We start from the raw sequence: 21,041 nt of genomic DNA, 5'->3' as shown, positions 1-21,041 counted from the left end.
TTCTCAATCGATGTCGAACGAGACGCCTTGGGCGAGCGGCAGCGCCTTGGAATAGTTCACCGTGTTGGTGGCGCGGCGCATATAGGCCTTCCACGCATCGGAGCCGCTCTCGCGGCCGCCCCCAGTTTCCTTTTCACCACCGAACGCGCCGCCGATTTCGGCCCCGGAGGTGCCGATGTTGACGTTGGCGATGCCGCAATCCGAGCCGTCCACACCGAGGAAACGCTCGGATTCCTGCAGGTCACGGGTGAAGATCGACGACGACAGGCCGGCGCCGACAGCATTGTGCTCGTCGAGGACGGCATCGAAGTCGGAATACTTCATCACATAGAGGATCGGCGCGAAGGTCTCTTCCGTCACCGGTGCAACCTGTTTCGGCATTTCGACCAGCGCCGGATGGACATAATAGGCATCGGGATGGCCGTTCTCGACACGCGTCCCGCCGGTCACCTTGCCGCCATGGGCGGTCGCTTCGCTCAGGGCCTTCTGCATGGCATCGAACGCGGCCTTGTCGATCAACGGCCCGACCAGCGAGGAGGTCTCCAGCGGATTGCCGACCGAAACGCTCTGATAGGCTTTCTTCAGGCGCGGCACCAAGGCATCGTAGACGCTGTCATGGACGAACAGGCGGCGCAGCGTCGTGCAGCGCTGGCCGGCCGTGCCCATGGCGCCGAAGGCGATGGCGCGCAGCGCCATGTCGAGATCGGCCGTCGGGCAGACGATGCCGGCATTGTTGCCGCCCAGTTCCAGCACTGCGCGTGCAAAACGCTTGGCCAGGCGAGGACCGACATCCCGGCCCATGCGGGTCGAGCCGGTGGCCGAAACCAGCGGCACCTTGGGATGATCGACCAGGATCTCGCCGACCGCGCGGTCGCCGATCAGCACCGGCGCCAGGCCTTGCGGTGCGTCGGGGCCGAAACGCTTGACGGCACGCTTGAAGATCGCTTCGCAGGCAAGCGCCGTCAGCGGCGTCTTCTCGGAGGGTTTCCATACCACGGCATCGCCGCAGACCAGGGCAAGCGCCGCGTTCCACGACCACACCGCGACCGGGAAGTTGAAAGCCGAGATGACACCGACGACGCCCAGCGGATGCCAGGTTTCCATCATACGGTGGCCGGGACGCTCGGTGGCGATGGTCAGCCCGTACAATTGACGGGACAGACCGACGGCGAAATCGCAGATGTCGATCATTTCCTGCACTTCGCCGAGCCCTTCGGAGGGGATCTTGCCGACCTCGATCGACACCAGCCGGCCAAGCTCAGCCTTGTGCGCGCGCAGTTCCTCGCCCAGCAGCCGCACCAGTTCGCCGCGCTTGGGACCTGGCACCAGCCGCCAGGACTGGAATGCCTTGTGCGCTCCGTCGATGGTCTTTGCCGCATCGGCCGGCGAGATCGTCTTCAGCGCCGCGATCTGCTCACCCGTCACCGGGCTGCGCACGATCAGGTCGCCGCCGTCAAGCGCCTCCTTGGCCACGCCCAGTTTCGCCAGAAGCTCGGCCGTTTCCTTCGCTATCGTCATTTTTGTTCCTTTCAGATCCCGCCGCTCATATGGCTGGGGTCAACGCCTTGCGCCATGCCTTCCCGGCGCCGTCGCGGCTGGAAGGGGCTGTCATGGCGTGCCATTACCTGTTTCAGGGGAAAATCGCCACCCCGGCATGGTCCAAGCCCAAGCCGCACGATTGAGCCAGACGATGCCTGGGCTGAACGGGCAGAGGGGGCTCAGTTTGCCTTTGTCGCCGGCGCGCGCACGGCGCCGTCCTTGATCAGGCGGTCGATATGCATGCGGATATGGGCCGCTTCCGCCGCCGTGTTGGCCAGCGCGATGGCGCGGTCGAAGGCAATGCGTGCCTCCTCGCCCCGGTCGAGCTGCATCAGAAGCCCGCCCTTGAGGCCGAAGAAATGGAAATAGCCGGAAAGCCTCGGCTCGAGCGGCTCGATCATCGCCAGTGCCGCTTCCGGTCCACGCACCTTGGCGACCGCGACCGCACGGTTGAGGGTGATGACCGGCGACGGCTGCATCTGTTCGAGCAGGCCGTAAAGCAGGTCGATCTCCACCCAGTCCGTGTCCTCGGCTTTCGCCGCCCGCGCATGGAGTGCGGCGATCGCCGCTTGCACCTGATAAGGACCGGGCTTGCGGTGGCGCAGGGCCTTGTCGACCAGCGCCAGCCCTTCCTCGATCATCTTGCGGCTCCACAGGCGCCGATCCTGGTCCTCGAGCAGCACGATCTCGCCGTCGCCGTCGAAACGGGCCGGTGCGCGCGCATGCTGCAGCAGAAGCAATGCCGTCAGCCCCATGATCTCCGGCTCGGTCTGGAACAGCCTCAGCAGCAGCCGGGCCAGCCGGATCGCCTCCTCGCACAGCGGCGAGCGGGCCGGCGCTTCGCCGCTGTTGGTCGAGTATCCCTCGTTGAAGATCAGGTAGACCATCGCGGCGACCGCAGCGAGCCGTTCGGAGCGCTCGACCGCGCCTGGCGTCTCGAACGGTACGCCGGCATCGGCAATGCGCGCCTTGGCGCGGGTGATGCGCTGTTCCATGGCGCTCTCGCCGACCAGGAAGGCGCGCGCGATCTGCTTGACGGTGAGGCCGGAGACGATGCGCAGCGCGACCGCGATCTGCTGCGTCGCGGGCAAATCAGGGTGACAGCAGATGAACAGCAGCCGCAATATGTCGTCGCGGTAATGCGCGCCATCGAGTCGCTCGGCGATATCGCTCTCGGCGTCTTCCAGGTCGGAAATCTGGTCTTCCTCCGGCATCGGCGCCTGCTTGGCGCGCTTGCGCACCGCGTCGATGCCGCTGTTGCGGCCCACAAAGATCAGCCAGGCCGCTGGATCGCGTGGCGGTCCATTCTGCGGCCAGTTCTTGAGCGCCCTGAGGCAGGCATCCTGGAAAGCTTCTTCCGCGGTGTCGAGGTCGCGGAAATAGCGCAGCAGCGCGCCCATCGCCTGCGGACGGGCGGCACTGATGGCCGAGCTTATCCAGGCAAGTTCGGTCATACGGCAACCCCGGTGGGATTGAAGACGGACACCGGCCGGATCTCATACGAGCCGCCGCTGGGGTTGACCTCGGAGAGTTCGCGGGCGAATTCCACGGCCTCGTCGAGATCGGCGCATTCGAGCGTGTAGAAGCCAAGGAATTGTTCCTTGGTCTCGGCGAACGGCCCGTCGATGACAACGGATTCGCCCTTGACCTTCCGCAGTGTCGTCGCCGCTGTCGTCGGCAAAAGCCGCGCCACCGGGCCGAGCCGGCCGGCCTTGGCATATTTGTCCTGGACGTTGAGGAGATTGGCCATCACTTCGTCGTCCTGCGCCTTGCTCCAGGAGCTGACGACGTCTTCGGAAGCATAGCACAGGATGGCGTAGAGCATGATCGGTCCTTTCTGTATCAAAGGACGAAACAGTAGGACCGATCCCGACACGGCGTCGATAAAAAAATCCGGCAGCTGCGGATTCGGTGTTCGTCAGTCGCGCCGGGTTAGCTTTCGTGTGTTTCCAGCCATCTCAGCACAAGCGCCTCCTCCTCATCGAGACCGTCTATGGTCCGCTTGCGCTTGTTGGCTTCCGCCATTTCGGCAAGCAGCCGTCCCTGCGACCAGGCCTCGAAAACCTGCGGATGGATATAGCATTTGCGGCAGACCGCACGCGTGTTGCCCAGCCGCTCGGCCACCTTGTCGATGACGCTGTTCATCACCCGCTTTTGCTGCGCCTGGCTTTCGGGCAGTTCCGTCTGCGCAAACAGCGAGGCGGCGTGGATGGTGCCGCCCCACGTGCGGAAATGCTTCGAACTGAACGCGTCGCCGACCGCTTCGCGTATATAGTGGTTGACGTCGTCGGAGCGCACAGGGCGCCTGTTGCCGTCCTCGTCGAGATATTGGAACAGCTTCTGCCCCGGCAGGTCCTGCGCGCCCCGAACGATCCCGGCGATGCGGCGGTCGACCAGCTTCAATCTCCATTCCTTGCCGGACTTGCCCTTGAAGGCAAAGCGCAGGCTTGATCCCTTGATGTCGACATGCCGGTCCCGCAATGTCGTCAGGCCGAAGCTCTTGTTGTCGCGTGCATAGGCGGCATTGCCGACACGGATCATCGTGTTGTCGAGCAGCCAGACCACCGCGGCGACGACCCGTTCGAGCGGCAGGCTGCGACGGCGCAGGTCGCTGTCGATCCTGCGCCGAAGGTCCGGCAGGCTTTGGGCGAAAGCGACGAGGCTCGAATATTTGGCGCCGTCGCGCTCCTCGGCCCATTGCGGATGATAGCGATACTGCTTGCGCCCCCGCTGATCCCTCCCGGTCGCCTGGATATGCCCGTTCGGATCGGGCGAAATCCAGACATCGGTCCAGGCCGGCGGAATGACGATCGCCGCGATGCGCGCCCTGGCGGCATCGGACACCGCTTTCCCCTTCGGTCCTCTGTAAGTAAATCCCTTGCCAGCCTTCAGCCGGCGGATACCGGGCTCGGCATCGCTGACATAGGTCAGCGCGGCATGCTCGGCTGAGCTTTGCGCCCCGTTCCGCGGCGATGCATCTGTCTCCGCCGACGGGCTGAGCGACAGTCCTGATCTCTGCAGCATGTAAGCTCCACGCAAATACGCGTAGATAAGCTGCTGGTTGACTGCTGGTTCCACACGCCGTCTGCAAAGCAGGCGATCCTGCTGGCGTCGGCGCCTGGCGCGGCGCGAGGCCTACAACGCGCCCTGCATCTGGGTCAGCGGAAAGGACAGCCGGCGCCGCACCTTGAGCTTGAGCGTGTAGCGCAGGCAGCGCCAGGCTTCCGAACGCCGCTTCGGTGCGGCCGCGGCCACCGCCAGGAAGCGCGACGCGGTCTCCAGGTCGCCCCGCGCATAGTGGACGCGGGCGATCTTGAGCGCGACAAGGCCCTCCCTGGCTTTCAGTGCCGAAATCGGGATGCCGCAATCGGTGAGCTTCCGCAACTCCCGGCGCCAATCCAGGAAGCGGCGCGCCGGGTTGACCGTGAAGCGATCATCGGAGCGCTCCGCTGAAACTTCGTAAATCATGACGGGACGCTGAACCATGGCCAGCGACGCCTTGCTCATCAGCCGCGCCCAGAACAGCGTGTCCTCATCGAAGGCGAGCCCGACCGGGAACCGGGTCTCGCCGATGAGACGCCGGGAAGCCAGCACGCTGCCCACCGCCACCGAGCGTATATCCCCCTTCACATAGGCGGAGGCATTGGTGAGGCAGGCCGCGGTATATCCGTTTGGCACCTTGATCTGCCGGTCCTCGCCGTTCACCCTGCGCCGGAAGGCGCCGACGATCATGTCGGCCTTGGGCTGGCTTTCCGCTTGCGACAGCAAGGAGCGCAAGCCACCCTGAAGATGCAGGTCGTCGGCATCGATCAGGTAGACCCATGGATGGATCGCCTCATCGAGCGCCAGGTTGCGGGCGCCGCCGGCGTCGCGGCAATTGGCCGGCAGTACACGGAGCGGCAGGGAGGATCGCGCGGCCGCCTGCCGCGCAGCATCGGCCGTGCCATCGGTCGATTGATCGTCGACCAGCAGAATCTCGCCGATAAACCCGGCCTCTCCGCCAAGCGACGCCAGCGTTTTGGCAATCGTTGCCGCCGCATTGTGCGCGGGTATGACGACGCTGACAGTTTTCAATGACAAACCCGCACCTGTACGCAGCCGCTTAAGACTATTCTCCCTCGGAACGAATACAGACTAAAGCAATTCCAGGTAAAGTGCGAAACGGTTTTTCCGTTCGGAATTGCGCCAAATCAAGGGGTTAGAGCGGCTCGCCGTTTCCGTGAAACGGTGAACTGCTCCAATGGCCTCATCGATGTTTGAGAAGTCTACTCCATCTATCGCGGGCACTCGCGGCGCCGGGCAAGTCGGCGCGCCCGTTTTCACGCCTTTTCGAGCACCACCGGGATGACGTCCACGGCCTGCTCCCCGACCTGGCCGCCGGTCGTCTTCAGCACACCGACGATGGGCGCCACATCCGAATAGTCGCGCCCGTAACCGACAGTGATATGGTCGTTGGAAGCCCGCATGCCGTTGGTCGGGTCGAACTCCTGCCAGCCGGCATCACGCCCGCACCAGACCTTGACCCAGGCATGCATGGCATCCGCACCTTCCAGCCGGGGCTTGCCCTTGGGCGGAATGGTGCGCAGGAAGCCGCTGACATAGCCGGCCGGAATGCCGAGACCGCGCAGCCCGGCGATCATGATGTGGGAGAAATCCTGGCAGACCCCGCGCTTCAGCCGGAAGGCATCGCTGGCCCGGGTCCGCACCGTGGTCGCTTCGCCATCATAGGTGAAATCGCGATGGATGCGGTTACACAGGTCCGTCGCCGTCCCAGCGGCCGAGTTTCCGACGCTGTCTTGCGCGAATGCGGTGATCGCCGCATCGATACCCGCATGGCTGCTGGCGGCCAGGAAATGGTGCGGCGAGGCGGGCGCCAGCGACCGCACGGCGGCCAGTTCCCGCCTGAGCCGGCCGATATCGGGCGACACGTCGAGCCCGGGCTCGGGCCGCGACACCGCCACGCGCGCGCTCATCCTTATGTCGAGCGCTTCATGCGCGTCGCGAAACGCGATCGAAGTGACGTTGTTGCCGAAAAAATCGGTGAAGTCGGATCGTTCATTGGGCGCCGGCTCGAAGGAGAGCGAAGCGGCGATGACCCGTTGCACGCCGCTGATGGTCGGCGGCAGCACCCGCACCTGATGCCGGCCGCCGCCGGCAGCGGCGGCGTAGTCGTAATGAAGCAGAAGCCGGATGTCGTACAGCATGGCCATTGCTTTCTAGCCGAAATAGGCTCTGGCGAGGCTGTTGTAGAGGCCGCCGATTTCGCTGGCGAGTTCGTTCAGCGCCTTCGTCGTCATGTCAGCCGGTTCCTTGATGGCGATGGCCGTGTTGAGCTGCAGGATCTCCTTGGCCGCTGCCGACATATGCCCCTCGCCGCCTGTCGTCGGCAACAGCCCGATCTCGGCCTTCAGCCTTTCCAACTGGAACAGGATGGAGCGTGGATTGAGCGGATCGAGCGCCAGGAGATCGATCACCGTGCGCCGGCCGGCCTGCACCGGATATTGCCGGCGATGGGTCATGACGCTGTCGCCGATCTCCAGCATCATATCCAGCGCGCCATCCGGCGCCTTGCTGCCGGTCAGTCGGGCCAGCGTGCCGGCGATCTGGATGCCGCGCTCCAGCCGCCGGCCGATCTCGAGGAAGCGCCAGCCCGCGAACCGGTACATGTTCTCATGCAAAAGGCCTGAGAATCCGGCAAGCTTGCGCAGGATGACGGTCATGGCCCGCGTCGCGTCGTCGCCGGGCGCCACGGTGGTAGCGAACTGATGGATGGTCTTCGACAAATCCTTGAGCGCCAGCCAGCCATCCGGCGAGAAACGATCGCGGATCTGGCCGGCGCTGTAGACGGCGCTGTCGAGCGTACCGATCAATCCTGACGGGATCGCCGTCTCGACATCGATGCCGAACGGTTCGAGATAGTCCCTGATGTCGGCCAACAGCGGCATATCGGGATCGGATGTTTCGGCGAGCCGCACATGATAGGCGCGCAGGATGCGCACGGTGTCTTCCGAACGTTCGATGTAGCGGCCGAGCCAGGTCAGGTTTTCCGCCGCGCGGCTGGGCAGGCTGCCCGGCTTGGTGCGGTTGAAGCTGTCACCCTCTTGCGGCAGCAGCGTCTCGCGCTCGACCGGTTTGTCACTGACCACCCAGACATCGGCCGCCTGGCCGCCGCGCTGCATGGCGATCGCCGTCGGGTCGAGCGACAGGCCGACACGGGCGAAACCGCCCGGCATAACCGTCCAGCCCTCGGGCGTGCGCGCCAGATAGACGCGCAGGCTCGCCGGCCGGGGCTCCAGCCAGCCGCCGACATAGACGGGCGTCGTCGAAAGCGTCACCGCTTCCTGGCCAACGAAGGCCTCGCCATCGCGTTCGATGCGCGCCACCAGCTCCGCCCGTTCCCCGACCGACAGCGCCGAGCCGAGCTTTGTCTGTCCGTCATCCTCAAAGGCAAGTCTTGTCGACAGCGCCGGGCCGACCACCATGCGATCGATATTGGCGAGCACATGGGCGCGCTCCGTCTCCTGCCCGCACCACCATGTCGCCACACTGGGCAAAAGCAGCTCCTCGCCCCACAATTCGCGCGCGATCTTGGGCAGGAAGGCAAGCAGCGCACGCGTCTCCATCAGGCCAGAGCCAAGCGCATTGACGGTGGACACCGTGCCTTGCCGGATCGCTTCGACCAGGCCCGGCGTGCCGATCTGCGAATCCGGGCGCAGTTCGAGCGGATCGGCGAAGGCGGCGTCGAGCCGCCGCCACAGCACGCTGATCGGCATCAGGCCGGACACGGTGCGCACCATCAGCCTGCCGCCGGAAACGGTCAGATCCTCGCCTTCGAGCAGCATGATGCCGAGGTAGCGGGCGATATAGGCGTGTTCGTAGTAGGTTTCGTTGAGGGGGCCCGGCGTCAGGATGGCGACGCGGCCGTCGCTCTCCTTTGCCATGCCGATCAGCGCATCGCGGAAGCGACGGAAGAAGCCGGCGAGCCGGTGCACATGCATCTCGCCATAGATGTCGGACAAGGCGCGCGTGGTGGCGACGCGGTTCTCCAGCGCGAAACCGGCGCCTGAAGGCGCCTGGGTGCGGTCGCCCAGCACCCACCAGCGGCCGTCAGGGCCCCGGCCGAGTTCGAAGGCGCAGAAGTGCAGGAAATGCCCCCCCGCCGGCGTGGTGCCAACCACGGGTCGCAAATATTCGGGGCTCGCCGCGATCAGCCCTGCCGGCAGGATGCCTTTGTCGACCAGCCGGTTCTGTCCATGGATATCGGCGACAATTTCCTCGAACAGGTCGGCGCGCTGCACCAGGCCGGCGCTGATCGCCTGCCACTCGCTGTCCTCGATGAGCAGGGGAATATGCGCCAGCGGCCATTCGCGCTCGTTGGCACCCGCCTTGTCATAGACGCGGTAGTAGACACCGGCATCACGCAGATACTGGTCGGCGCGGGCGAAGCGCTGGCCGAGCTTTTCGGCTCCGAGTTCGTCCAGCGCCTCGACAAAATGCTTCCAGACCGGACGGGGATTGCCCGAAGCGTCGACCATCTCGTCGACGACGCCGTCGATCGGCTGGTAGTGCTCCAGCAGGCTGTGGGCCTGCGGCTTGCCGCGTACCCTTTTGTGATTCCCCTTTGCCATGTCAGATCACAGTCTTGGTGGACGCCTGAGGTCAAGGGTCATCGGGAAATCTTCCGCCGGCTGTTCCTCGCGCAACACATAGCCGGACGGCGTATGACCGCGTGGTTCGAAGCGGGCGAGTCGCCGTGCCTCCGCCTCGTTGCCGTTGACCGGGAACGTGTCGTAGTTGCGCCCACCGGGATGCGCGACATGGTAGACGCAGCCGCCAACCGCCCTGCCGGACCAGCGATCATAGATGTCGAACACCAGCGGTGTGTTGACCGGCAGCGCGGGATGCAGCCCCGAGGCCGGCTGCCAGGCCTTGAAGCGCACGCCCGCCACCGCGACCTCCCTGTCGTCGGTAACCCTCATCGGCACGATGCGGCCGTTGCAGACGATCGCATGGCGCTCCGGATTGAGACCTTCGGTCTTGACCTGCAGCCGTTCGACCGAGGAATCGACGAAGCGCACCGTGCCGCCGATCGCGCCCTGCTCGCCCATCACATGCCACGGCTCCAGCGCTTGCCTGAGCTCCAGTTTGATGCCGGCATGCTGGACTTCGCCGCAGAAGGGAAAGCGGAATTCGAGCTGGGCGTCGAACCATTCGGGCCGAAACTCGAAGCCGTTGAGCTTGAGGTCGTCGAGCACGTCGAGAAAATCCGCCCAGACATAGTGCGGCAGCATGAAACGGTCATGCAGCGAAGTGCCCCAGCGCACGAAGCGCCCGTCGAGCGGGTTCTTCCAGGCGCGCGCGATGATCGCCCTGACCAGCAATTGCTGCGCCAGAGACATGCGCGCATTGGGGGGCATCTCGAATCCACGGAATTCGACAAGGCCAAGCCGGCCGGTCGGTCCATCCGGAGAGAACAGCTTGTCGATGCAGATTTCCGAGCGGTGCGTGTTGCCGGTGACATCGGTCAACAGATTGCGGAACAGGCGGTCGACCAGCCATGGCAAGGGTGCGGCCCCCTGGTCGGGATGCGGCACCTGCGCCATCGCGATTTCGAGTTCATAGAGCGAATCGTGCCGCGCCTCGTCGAAGCGCGGCGCCTGGCTGGTCGGGCCGATGAACAGGCCGGAGAACAGATAGGACAGCGAGGGACGCCGCTGCCATTGCAGCACCAGGCTTTTCAGCAGATCGGGCCGGCGCAGGAACGGGCTGTCATTGGGCGTGGCGCCACCGACCACGACATGGTTGCCGCCGCCGGTACCGGTGTGGCGGCCGTCGATCATGAACTTGTCGGCGCCAAGCCGCGTCTGCCGCGCCTCCTCGTAGATCGCCGTCGTGGTCGCCACGCAATCCTGCCAATTCGAGGCGGGATGGATGTTGACCTCGATGACGCCGGGATCGGGTGCCACGCGGATGACATTGAGGCGCGGATCGTGCGGCGGGCCGTAGCCCTCGATATGCACGGGCAGACCAATCGCCTTTGCCGCGTTCTCGGCAGCGGCCACGAGTTCGAGATAGTCTTCCAGCGCCTCGACCGGCGGCATGAAAACGCACAGCCTTCCGTCACGCGGTTCGACCGAAAGTGCCGTGCGCACCGCGCCACCGATCTCGGTGATCTCCTGCTCGACGCGGTCCTGCTGACCACTGACAGCGGTGAAGGATACCGCCTGCTGGCGGCGGGCCATTTCGTCGGCGCCTTCCAGTTCGGCCGGAGCGGCCATCGGCAAGATCGCTTCCCGCACGGGCAGCGGGCCACGCGGCAACGACGGATCGACAGGCACGATATAGGGGAATTGCGCCGGCGGCACATAGGGCAACGTTCCCAACGGCAGGCGATAGCCGACCGGGGAATCGCCGGGCACCAGGAACAACCGGCCGCGCCGCGTCGTCCATTTTTCCGACCGCCAGCGCTGGCCGGACGCCTGGCTGTTCCAGCGCTGAACCGGCAGCACGTAACCCGAAGGCTTGGTCAGCCCGCGCTCGAACACCTTCGCCATGCGGCTGCGCTCTTCCGGGTCTTCCAGCTTGGAGTTGGACGGGTCGACATTCTCGGGCAGCTTGCCTTCCTTGAGCAGCCATTCGGCTGGGTCCTCATAGGCTTCGCTGACCATGGAGGTATCGATGCCGAGCTCGCCGGCGATCGCCGTCAGCAGGCTTTCGGCCTGTTTCGGCCCGATATCGGCCGAGCTTTTCTCCCGCGCGATCAGCGACGGGTCGCTCCATACCGGCTCGCCGTCGGCGCGCCAGTGGAGCGAAAAAGTCCAGCGCGGCAGGCTTTCGCCGGGATACCATTTGCCCTGGCCGTAGTGCAGAAAACCGCCCGGCGCGAAGCGCTCGCGCAGCCGGCGGATCAGCGCATCGGCCTTTTCACGCTTGGTCGGCCCGACGGCAGCCGTGTTCCACTCGGCGGATTCGAAATCGTCGATCGAGACGAAGGTCGGTTCGCCGCCCATCGTCAGCCGCACATCCCCGGCCGCGAGCGCGGCATCGACCTTGTTGCCGAGCGCGTCGAGCGCCTGCCAGCTTTCATCCGAGAACGGCTTGGTGATACGCGGATGTTCGGCGATGCGATCGACCCGCATGTCGAAGCCGAACTCGACATTGGCAAAGCTCGCCATGCCGGAAATTGGTGCCGCATTGCGGAAATGCGGCGTGGCGGCCAGCGGCACATGGCTTTCGCCGGTGAGCAGGCCGGAGGTCGGGTCGAAGCCGATCCACCCGGCGCCGGGAAGATAGACCTCGCACCAGGCATGCAGATCGGTGAAATCGACCGATGTGCCGGCCGGCCCATCCAGCGCGACAAGGTCGGGCTTGAGCTGGATCAGGTAGCCCGAGACGAAGCGCGCGGCGATGCCGAGATTGCGCAGGATCTGCACCAGCAGCCAGCTCGAATCGCGGCACGAGCCCTTGCCCGCGGCCAGCGTTTCCTCCGGCGAGAACACGCCGGTCTCCATGCGCACGATATAGGCAATCTCGCGCTGCAGCCTTGCATTGAGGTCGACGAGGAAATTGACCGTGTTGGGCGCACTGCGGTCGACGGATTCCAGGAAAGCCTGGAGAAGCGGCCCCGCCGGCTCCGGCGTCCGGTAGATGGCGAGATCATCCCTGATTTCCTCGGGATAATCGAACGGGAACGCCTCCGCCGACGGTTCGACGAAGAAGTCGAACGGATTGTAGACCGTCATGTCGGCGACGAGGTCGACCTCGATCTTCAGCTCCGTCACCGGCTCGGGAAAGACGAACCGGGCGAGGAAATTGCCGTAGGGGTCCTGCTGCAGATTGACGAAATGGTTCGCCGGCTCGACCTTCAGCGAATGGCTCAACACCTTGGTGCGGGAATGCGGTGCAGGCTGAAGCCTGATGATTTGAGGGCCGAGCACCACCGGCCGGTCATATTTGTAGTGGGTCAGGTGGTAGACGGCTGCCAGAATTGCCATGGGGCCCCGGGATCGGCGTTTAGCTTGCAGAACCCTGACACATCTGGCCGCCATTCTCCAAGCGGATGTTGCGGCGCACCTAAATTAAAGAACCCGTTGCCGGCTTAAAGTCGCTCAAAAGAACGCCTGTATCCCCGTCTGCGCCCGTCCAAGGATCAGCGCGTGCACGTCATGCGTGCCCTCATAGGTGTTGACGGTCTCGAGGTTCTGCGCGTGGCGCATGACGTGGTAGCCGATCTGGATGCCGTTGCCGCCATGCATGTCGCGGGCCTGGCGGGCGATGTCGAGCGCCTTGCCGCAATTGTTGCGCTTGACGATCGAGATCATCTCCGGTGCCATCTTGCCCTCGTCGAGCAGGCGCCCGACGCGCAAGGATGCCTGCAGCCCAAGCGCGATCTCGGTCTGCATGTCGGCGAGCTTCTTCTGGTAAAGCTGGGTGCCGGCCAGAGGCTTGCCGAACTGCTTGCGGTCGAGGCCATACTGGCGAGCGCGATGCCAGCAATCTTCCGCCGCCCCCATCGAGCCCCAGGAAATGCCGAAGCGGGCCCGGTTGAGGCAACCGAACGGTCCGCCGAGGCCCTTGGCGTTGGGCAGCAGTGCATCCTCGCCGACCTCGACGCCTTCCATCACCACTTCGCCGGTAATCGAAGCCCGCAGTGACAGCTTGCCGCCGATCTTCGGCGCCGAAAGCCCCTTCATGCCCTTTTCCAGCACGAAACCGCGGATCTCGTCCTTGCCGTTCTCGCCCTTCACCTTCGCCCAGACGACGAACACGTCGGCGACCGGCGCATTTGAAATCCACATCTTGGAGCCGGTCAGCTTGTAGCCGCTGGCGGTCTTTTCGGCGCGGGTCTTCATGCCGCCGGGGTCGGAGCCGGCATCCGGCTCGGTCAGGCCGAAACAGCCGATCCATTCGCCGCTGGCGAGCTTCGGCAGGTATTTCTTGCGCTGTTCATCCGAGCCATAGGCATAGATCGGATACATCACCAGCGACGACTGCACCGACATCATCGAGCGGTAGCCGGAATCGACGCGTTCGACTTCCCGCGCCACCAGCCCATAGGTGACATAGTTTGCGCCGAGGCCGCCGAACTCCTCCGGGATGTTGATGCCGAGCAGGCCGGCCTCGCCCATCTCGCGGAAGATCGCCGTGTCGAAAGTCTCGTTGAGATACGCTTCCTCGATGCGCGGCGCGAGCTTGTCGGCGGCAAAGGCGGCAGCGCCGTCGCGCACCATGCGCTCGTCTTCCGAAAGCTGGTCCTCGATCAGGAAGGGGTCTTCCCAGACGAATGCATTCTTGTCGGCGGCCATGGCTTTTCGATCCTTCGAAGGGTGAAGCCCGGCTTATCGGCCCGTAGCTTGAGAAAATCAAACGAAATTGCTTCACCGATCAATGAGCGTTAGGAATGGATCATGAGTGTCCAGCGCCGCCTTTTGCCCAACATCAGTGCCCTCGCCGCCTTCGAGGCGGTGGCCCGGCTCGGCTCCTTCACCGCCGCTGCCCAGGAGCTGGATTTGACCCAGGGTGCGGTTAGCCGGCAGATAAGGCTGTTGGAGGATCAGTTCGGCCGCCGATTGTTCGAGCGCGACAGCCGCAACGTCCGCCTGTCGACGGCAGGCGAAATCTATGCCGAGACGGTGCGTTCCGCGCTTGGCCAATTGCGCGACGCGGCGCTCGGATTGATGAGCAATCAGCATAGCGGCATCCTGAACCTGGCCATATTGCCGACCTTCGGCACGCGCTGGCTGATGCCGATGATCCCCGATTTCGTCGAAAGCAATCCCGACATAACCATCAATTTCGCCACCCGTGTCGGCCGCTTCGACTTCGCCAGGGAGAGGCTGGATGCGGCCATCCACTACGGCCTGCCGGACTGGCCGGAAGCCGACTCGACGCTTCTGGTGCGCGAAACGGTGGCGCCGGTGGTGTCGCCCGAATTCCTCGCCGGCCGCGCCATCGCCACGCCGGCCGACATCGGCCGTTTGCCGCTCCTGCACATGACGACACGCCCCGGCGCCTGGACGGAATGGTTCGAGCATCAGGGCCTGAGCGCCCCGACCGGACCCGGAATGCAATTCGAACAGTTCGGCACCGCCGCCCAGGCCTGCATGGCGGGGCTCGGCGTGGCGCTGTTGCCGCTGCTCCTTATCGAGGGTGAATTACAGCGCGGCCAGCTTGTGCCAGCGCCCGGCCAGCCGATGCAGAGCCGCAGCGCCTATTACCTCGTCGTTCCCCACGAGAAGCGCGGCTATCCACCGGTTGCCAGTTTTCGAGACTGGCTGCTGGGCCGGCTCGAGAAGGAGCCGGCTGTTCTGGCGTGGTAGCTACTTCCGCTTCAGCGCGTCCGCCAGCGCCGCGCCAAACGCACCTTGCTGTGCCGGCCGCTCCGGCTGGCGCTGCGGCGCCGGCGAACGTGGCGCCGGCCTGCCGCCGCCGTTGTCGCGCGGTCCGCCCTTCGATGCGCCGCCCTCACCGCCATCCCGGCGCATGGAGAGCGCGATGCGCTTGCGCTTGATGTCGACATCGACGACGCGCACCTTGACCACGTCGCCGGCCTTGACCACCTCATGCGCGTCCTTGATGAAACGGTCGGCAAGCTGCGAGACATGCACCAGCCCGTCCTGGTGGACGCCTATATCGACGAAGGCGCCAAACGCCGCGACGTTGGTCACCGTCCCTTCCAGGAGCATGCCGGGCTTCAGATCCTTGATGTCGTCGATGCCGTCGGCGAAAGTCGCGGTCTTGAAGCCGGGGCGCGGGTCGCGGCCGGGCTTTTCCAGTTCCGTCAGGATATCGCGCACCGTCGGCAGGCCGAAACGCTCGTCGACGAAGACGCGCGGGTCGAGGGCCTTGAGCGCCGCGCTGTCGCCCATCAGCGAACGCACGTCGCGGCTGCAGGCGGCGACGATCTTCTTGGCCACGCCATAGGCTTCCGGATGCACCGACGAGGCATCGAGCGGCTCGCTGCCATTGGCAATGCGCAGGAAGCCGGCAGACTGTTCGAACGCGCGCGGTCCAAGCCGCGCCACCTTGAGCAGTTCCTTGCGGCTGGCGAATGGTCCGGTCGCGTCGCGATGCGCGACAATGGCTTCAGCGAGAGACGCGCCGAGACCCGAGACGCGCGCCAGCAACGGCGCCGAGGCGGTGTTGAGATCGACGCCGACCGCGTTGACGGCGTCCTCCACGACCGCTTCCAGCGAGCGGCCGAGCCGGTACTGGTCGACATCGTGCTGATACTGGCCGACACCGATGGATTTCGGCTCGATCTTGACCAGCTCGGCCAGCGGGTCCTGCAAGCGCCGAGCGATCGACACCGCGCCGCGCAGCGACACGTCGAGGCCGGGAAACTCGGCCGCCGCCGCCGCCGAGGCCGAATAGACCGAGGCACCCGCCTCGCTGACGATCACCTTGAGCGGCTTCGGACCTGCCCCCGCGGGCATGTCGGACAGCATGTCGGCCACCAGCTTTTCCGTTTCTCTGCTGCCGGTGCCGTTGCCGATCGAGATCAGTTCCACCTTGTGCTGGCGGATCAGCGCGGCAAGCTCGGCCTGCGTGCCACGCACATCGTTCCTCGGCGGGAACGGATAGACCGTTGTCGTCGCCACCAGCTTGCCGGTGCCATCCACCACCGCCACCTTGACGCCGGTGCGGATGCCGGGATCGAGCCCCATCGTCGGCCGCGAGCCGGCGGGTGCCGCCAGCAGCAGATCCTTCAGGTTGCGGGCAAAGACGTGGATCGCCTCTTCCTCGGCCCGTTCGCGCAGGTCGCGCATCAGATCGAGCGTCAGGTGCAGCGACAGTTTTATCCGCCAGGTCCAGCCGGCGACCTCCATCAGCCAGCGGTCGCCCGGCAGGCTGCCGCCGATGGCATAGGCGTTGGCGATCATCCGCTCGACCGGCTTCACCGGCGAGGTGTCATCCGCGTCGACCTCGATGTCCAGCGACAGCACTTCCTCGTTGCGGCCGCGCAGCATGGCCAGCGCGCGGTGGCTTGGCGCCGTGGACCATCGCTCGACGTGGTCGAAATAGTCCGAGAATTTCGCGCCGGCTTCCTGCTTGCCATCGACCACCCTGGCGCGCAGGAAGGCGCGCTCCTTCATGTAGGTCCGCAGCTTGCCGACCAGATCGGCATTTTCCGCGAACTGCTCCGACAGGATGTCGCGCGCGCCCTCGAGCGCCGCCTTGGCGTCGGCCACCTCCTCGGTCACATACGCCAGCGCCACCTCAGCGGGCACCAGCGAGCGGTCTGCGAGGATTGCCTCCGCCAAAGGCCCCAGGCCTCGCTCGCGGGCGATCTCGGCCTTGGTGCGGCGCTTCGGCTTGTAGGGGAGATAGATGTCTTCCAGCTCCGCCTTGGTGACCGCCGCCGCGATCTTGGTTTCAAGCTCTTCGGTCAGCTTGCCCTGTTCGCGGATCGAGCCAAGGATGGTGTCGCGGCGCGCATCGAGCTCGCGCAGATAGGCGAGCCGCTCGGCAAGGTCGCGCAGCTGCGTGTCGTCCAGCCCGCCGGTCACTTCCTTGCGGTAGCGCGCCACGAACGGCACCGTCGCACCCTCATCGAGCAGTCCGATCGCTGCGGCCGCCTGTTCGGGCCGCGCCTTGATTTCGGCTGCGATGATGGCTGCGATGCGCTTGATGTCGGATGCCATGTTATTCCCACTCTTTTCGAAAAGAGCGGCGACCATAGGCGCCGACGTTCACATCGCCAACTGCTGAGCGCTTCGCCGGTGCGCGAGGTCCACAGGAAAGCATGTCTGCTATCGAACGTCAGCGTTGCCCCTCACCTGCCTGCCGGCATCCTCTCCCCGTATAGTGACGGGGAGAGGGGGCTGTCTCACTGGCTTCGCCAATCACCAACGTCGCAAGAAGTGAGCCGACATTGCCGCCAGCTCCTTCTCCCCGTCCCTATACGGGGAGAAGTGCCCGGCAGGGCGATGAGGGGCGGCGCTACCGTTTGATAAACCGGCTCACCACCCCCAACTCAAATCATCCGGCTCAGCGCCTCGAAGAACGCGACGATCTCGACATCCAGCGGATCGTCGACCGGCTCCGGCTGCGACGACATCTTGGCGATCACCACTTCGGTCCTGGGATCGACATAAAGCCACTGGCCATGGATGCCGATGCCGCAATAAGCGCCATTTTCGAAGCCGGTCTGATACCATTTGTTGCGGTAGCGGCCCTTCGGGAACAACGGCAGCATCGCACCGCGCTGCCAGGCTTCCGAGCTGCCGCCGGTGACCGTGGTGTCGCGCACCCAGGCCTCGGGCACGATGCGGCGGCCATTGGCCGTGCCGCCTTGCCGCATCATCTCGCCGATGCGCGCCAGGTCACGCGGCGTCACCGAAATGCCGCCTGCGGTGCGTGCCGTGCCTTCCATGTCGACGCCGATCGAGGCTTCGCTGACGGCGCCGAGCGGCAGCCACAGTTTCTCGCGCATCAGATCGGGGAAGCGCTGTCCCGACGCCCGCTCCAACAGCAGGCCGAGCAGGTCGGAATTGGGCGAGCGGTAGCGGAAGGTCTGGCCATGCGGCTCGGCGAGCCGCTGCAGGGTCAGGATGAATTCGCGCAGGCTTTCGGTGCCGCCGCCGGGATTCCACAGCGTGGCGCGACGATAGCGGGCAAAGGCGCTTTCCGGATCGAGATAGGCCTCCTCGAAATCGAGGCTGACGCTCATGTCGAGCACATGCCGCGCGCTGGCATCACCATAGGCTGAACCGACGGCTTCGGGGACGTATTGCGTCACCGGCGCCTTGGGGTCGAACACCCCCTCGCCTTCCAGTATGCCGGCGATGATGGCGGTCACCGATTTGCTGATCGAGAAGATGATGTGGCGAGCGCCGAAATCCATATGCGGGGCGAACCAGTCGCCTACGACCTTGCCGCCTTTCATCACCGTCAGCGCGTCGGTGCTGGAGCGCAAGAGGAATGCGGCCACCGTCTCTGGCGCACCGGCAATCGAAACCTTTTCGCCGAGCAAGCCGGCCAAGTCGCGCACCGGAGCTTCGACGACGCCCGGTGACGCGGATACGCGAGCCGTCGGCACCAGTTCGCCGAGATTCTGGAATGACCAGCGGTTGAACGGGTTCTCGCGCCAGTTGCCGAGCAGCACCTCGTTGCGGCGGAAGCCGTAGCGGGTCTCGAACGCGGTCTTGCCGGTCATGGCGTTTCCTCCCAGTCTTTTCTTTCTTGAGGTTCAGGCGAGCGCCGCGGCGATGGCGTGCACGGCCTTCAGCGTTGCCACGGAATAGGCCATGTTGCTGAAATCCGGGTAGGTCGACAGCTTCACCACCACCATTCCGGTGTTCCAGTCGATGTGGATCAACTGCCCGAACACACCCCGGCACATCAGTGCCCGCGACCTGGAATTCTCGATCCAGAACTGGTTGCGGTAGCTGCCATCGGGCAGGCTGGCGGAGAAATCCGGACCATACTTGCCAGTGCGCGTCGCCTCGATCCAGTCGGCAGGCACGATGCCGCCGCCATTGTCGAGGATCAACTGGCCAAAGCGGGCGTAGTCGCGCAGCGTCGCGTTGAAGCCGCCATCGGCCAGCGCATAGCCGGCGCTGTCGACGGTGAAGCAGGCGCTTTCGTCGGCGCCGAGCTTTTGCCAGAGTTCCTCGGAAACCAGTTGCGCCAGCCGCTTGCCGGTCACCCGTTCCATGATGAAGGCGAGCACATCCGTCTCGATCGAGCGGTATTCGAACTGAGCGCCGTGCGGGCGCACCGTCTCTTTCAAGCCCAGGATCAGCTCGAACATGTGTGAGGGCCAGCGGAAATCCGGATCGCTGCCCGGTGGCACCGGCTTCCAGCCGGTGGCGACATCGACCTGGCCGATGTCGGAATAGCGGTCGGTATATTCCTCGGAGAACCGCACGCCGGTGGTCATGTCCAGCACATGCTGGACGCTGGCGCCGGCCCAGCCGGTGGCGCCAAGCTCCGGCAAATAATCGGTGACCGGCCTGGCCGGATCGATCAGGCCGCGTCCGGCCAGTATGCCGAACACCGAGCCGGTGACCGATTTGGCCATCGACTGCGACAGATGCAGCGTACGCTCGTCCATGCCATTGAAATAGCGCTCATAGGCAATCCTGCCGTGCTTGAGCACCAGGAAGCCGTCCGTATAGGTCTCGTCTAGCAAGCCGGCGAGCGTCGAAGGCCTGCCCCCGCTGTCCTCGACCGCCAACCTGTCGAGATCGACCTCGGCGCGTTCGAGACGGTGACGGTGACCAGTGCCGCGCCAGACTTCAACGGTCGGCAGAATCTCCCTGATGTGCTGGAAGGCCCAGCGGTTCCATGGCGGCCTGTCCCAATCGAGCTTCGGCGGCACCATTGCGGGCGGCGAGCCCTGCATGATCGGCGGCCGCGGATCGCTGTTGCGATAGGAGTGCATGAAAGGCCATTCCCGGAAAGAAAAAGCCCGGCGGCATCCGCCGCCGGGTTCGTCATGCAGCGATTACTTCTGCAGTTCGGTCCAGATCTTGGTGTAGAGCTCCTGCGTCTCTGGCGCGCACATCTGCTGCAGTTCACCAAGCGGCTTGGCGTCTGCCGGGATGACGACTTCCGGAGCGTCCTTCATGTCGGCCGGCATATACTTGTCCGAACCGGTGATGGCATTGGCGTAACGGTGGAAGGCCGACAGGCCCGCCGCGTTTTCCGGATCCATGATGAAGTTCTGGAACAGCTTGGCGTTCTCGACGTTCTTGGCTTCCTTCAGGACGACGACGTTGTCGCTCCACAGGCCGTAGCCTTCCTTCGGATAGTTGAAGTGGATGGCCGGATTGGCCAGGCGCTGGCGCAGCGCCGAGCCGTTCCAGTCGCTGGTTGCCTTGAAGTCGCCGGCGCCCATCTTCTCGATGGTGTTGTATTCCATGGCGATCCAGTTCGGCTTGGCCGCCACCAGGAGATCACGCACCTTCTTCAGCACCGCCTTGTCGTTGGTGCACTGCTGGCCGCCGACATACTTGATCGCGGCGAACATCACGTCGCCCATCTCCGGCACGACGTTGGTCTTGCCCTTCAGTTCGTCAGGCGTGTTGAAGATGATGCCCCAGGTGTTGGCCGGGCCCTTGTAGGCATCGGTATTGACGACGACGCCGATCGTGCCCCAGGCCCACGGAACAGTGTATTTACGGCCGGGGTCGAAGTCGGGATTGGCCCATTCGGGCGCGATGTTCTTGGCGTTCTCCATCTGGCCCGGGTCGGTCTCCTGGACGAGGCCCTCCTTGATCCAGATCGGCACGTAGGTCTGCGATGGCACGGCAATGTCGAAGCCGGTGCCGCCCTGGCGGACCTTGGCCAGCGCCGTATCGTTGGAATCGTAGTCGGTGATCGTGACCTTGACGTTGTATTTAGCTTCGAACTTCTTGATCACGTCGGGACTGGTGTAGTTGCCCCAATTGTAGATGTTGAGCACGCCATCGGCGCGGGCAAGGCCCGTCGAAGCGAGCAGCGCCAACCCCATGGCGCTCGCCGTTGTCTTCCAGTTCATCGTTCTAACTCCCATT

The 21,041-nt window shown here is 64.8% G+C and carries 14 protein-coding genes; 1 reads left to right on the top strand and 13 read right to left on the bottom strand.

Annotated elements, in window-relative coordinates; all coding sequences use genetic code 11:
• Window positions 1-3 precede the first annotated feature (3 nt).
• From EN808_RS02840 to EN808_RS02800, 9 genes are all read right to left on the bottom strand, one after another.
• Entirely contained in the window at window positions 4-1,518 is a 1,515-nt protein-coding gene (locus EN808_RS02840) for an aldehyde dehydrogenase family protein (RefSeq protein WP_135881278.1), read from the bottom strand.
• Between the two features lie 200 nt (window positions 1,519-1,718).
• Window positions 1,719-2,993, bottom strand: coding sequence for an RNA polymerase sigma factor (locus EN808_RS02835; protein ID WP_135915073.1), 1,275 nt, complete (start codon window positions 2,991-2,993; stop codon window positions 1,719-1,721).
• Entirely contained in the window at window positions 2,990-3,364 is a 375-nt protein-coding gene (locus EN808_RS02830; protein ID WP_127275602.1) for a YciI family protein, read from the bottom strand. The genes EN808_RS02835 and EN808_RS02830 overlap by 4 nt, the downstream gene beginning before the upstream one ends.
• Window positions 3,365-3,471: 107 nt before the next feature.
• Window positions 3,472-4,563, bottom strand: a complete 1,092-nt coding sequence (locus EN808_RS02825; protein ID WP_135915072.1) for a DNA topoisomerase IB — start codon at window positions 4,561-4,563, stop codon at window positions 3,472-3,474.
• Between the two features lie 111 nt (window positions 4,564-4,674).
• Window positions 4,675-5,613: a glycosyltransferase family 2 protein gene (locus tag EN808_RS02820; RefSeq protein WP_127275604.1), complete on the bottom strand. Its 939-nt coding sequence runs from the start codon at window positions 5,611-5,613 to the stop codon at window positions 4,675-4,677.
• A 245-nt stretch (window positions 5,614-5,858) separates the two neighbouring features.
• Entirely contained in the window at window positions 5,859-6,743 is an 885-nt protein-coding gene (locus EN808_RS02815; protein WP_127275605.1) for a transglutaminase family protein, read from the bottom strand.
• Between the two features lie 12 nt (window positions 6,744-6,755).
• Complete coding sequence (locus EN808_RS02810) at window positions 6,756-9,167, bottom strand: circularly permuted type 2 ATP-grasp protein (protein ID WP_135915071.1); 2,412 nt, start codon at window positions 9,165-9,167, stop codon at window positions 6,756-6,758.
• Window positions 9,168-9,173: 6 nt separating this feature from the next.
• A complete protein-coding gene (locus EN808_RS02805; protein ID WP_135915070.1) occupies window positions 9,174-12,533 on the bottom strand; it encodes a transglutaminase family protein in 3,360 nt (1,119 codons plus the stop codon).
• Between the two features lie 114 nt (window positions 12,534-12,647).
• A complete protein-coding gene (locus tag EN808_RS02800; protein ID WP_135915069.1) occupies window positions 12,648-13,844 on the bottom strand; it encodes an acyl-CoA dehydrogenase in 1,197 nt (398 codons plus the stop codon).
• A 102-nt stretch (window positions 13,845-13,946) separates the two neighbouring features.
• On the opposite strand from EN808_RS02800, the gene EN808_RS02795 reads away from it, so the two are divergent.
• Window positions 13,947-14,858, top strand: coding sequence for a LysR family transcriptional regulator (locus tag EN808_RS02795; RefSeq protein ID WP_135915068.1), 912 nt, complete (start codon window positions 13,947-13,949; stop codon window positions 14,856-14,858).
• On the opposite strand, the gene EN808_RS02790 is transcribed toward EN808_RS02795, so the two are convergent.
• From EN808_RS02790 to EN808_RS02770, 4 genes are all read right to left on the bottom strand, one after another.
• Window positions 14,859-17,183: a Tex family protein gene (locus EN808_RS02790; protein ID WP_135915067.1), complete on the bottom strand. Its 2,325-nt coding sequence runs from the start codon at window positions 17,181-17,183 to the stop codon at window positions 14,859-14,861.
• 332 nt (window positions 17,184-17,515) lie between these two features.
• A complete protein-coding gene (locus EN808_RS02780) occupies window positions 17,516-18,697 on the bottom strand; it encodes a serine hydrolase (protein ID WP_135915066.1) in 1,182 nt (393 codons plus the stop codon).
• A 33-nt stretch (window positions 18,698-18,730) separates the two neighbouring features.
• The gene (locus EN808_RS02775; RefSeq protein ID WP_135915065.1) at window positions 18,731-19,927 is read right to left on the bottom strand and encodes a serine hydrolase; all 1,197 of its coding nucleotides are present in this window, start codon (window positions 19,925-19,927) and stop codon (window positions 18,731-18,733) included.
• A 63-nt stretch (window positions 19,928-19,990) separates the two neighbouring features.
• Window positions 19,991-21,025: an extracellular solute-binding protein gene (locus tag EN808_RS02770; RefSeq protein WP_127275697.1), complete on the bottom strand. Its 1,035-nt coding sequence runs from the start codon at window positions 21,023-21,025 to the stop codon at window positions 19,991-19,993.
• Between the last annotated feature and the right edge of the window lie 16 nt (window positions 21,026-21,041).

Source organism: Mesorhizobium sp. M8A.F.Ca.ET.165.01.1.1, from assembly GCF_004792065.1.
Classification (GTDB): Bacteria; Pseudomonadota; Alphaproteobacteria; order Rhizobiales; family Rhizobiaceae; genus Mesorhizobium.
The sequence above is the reverse complement of the archived record's forward strand: the minus strand, read 5'-3'. Positions and strand labels throughout refer to the sequence as shown.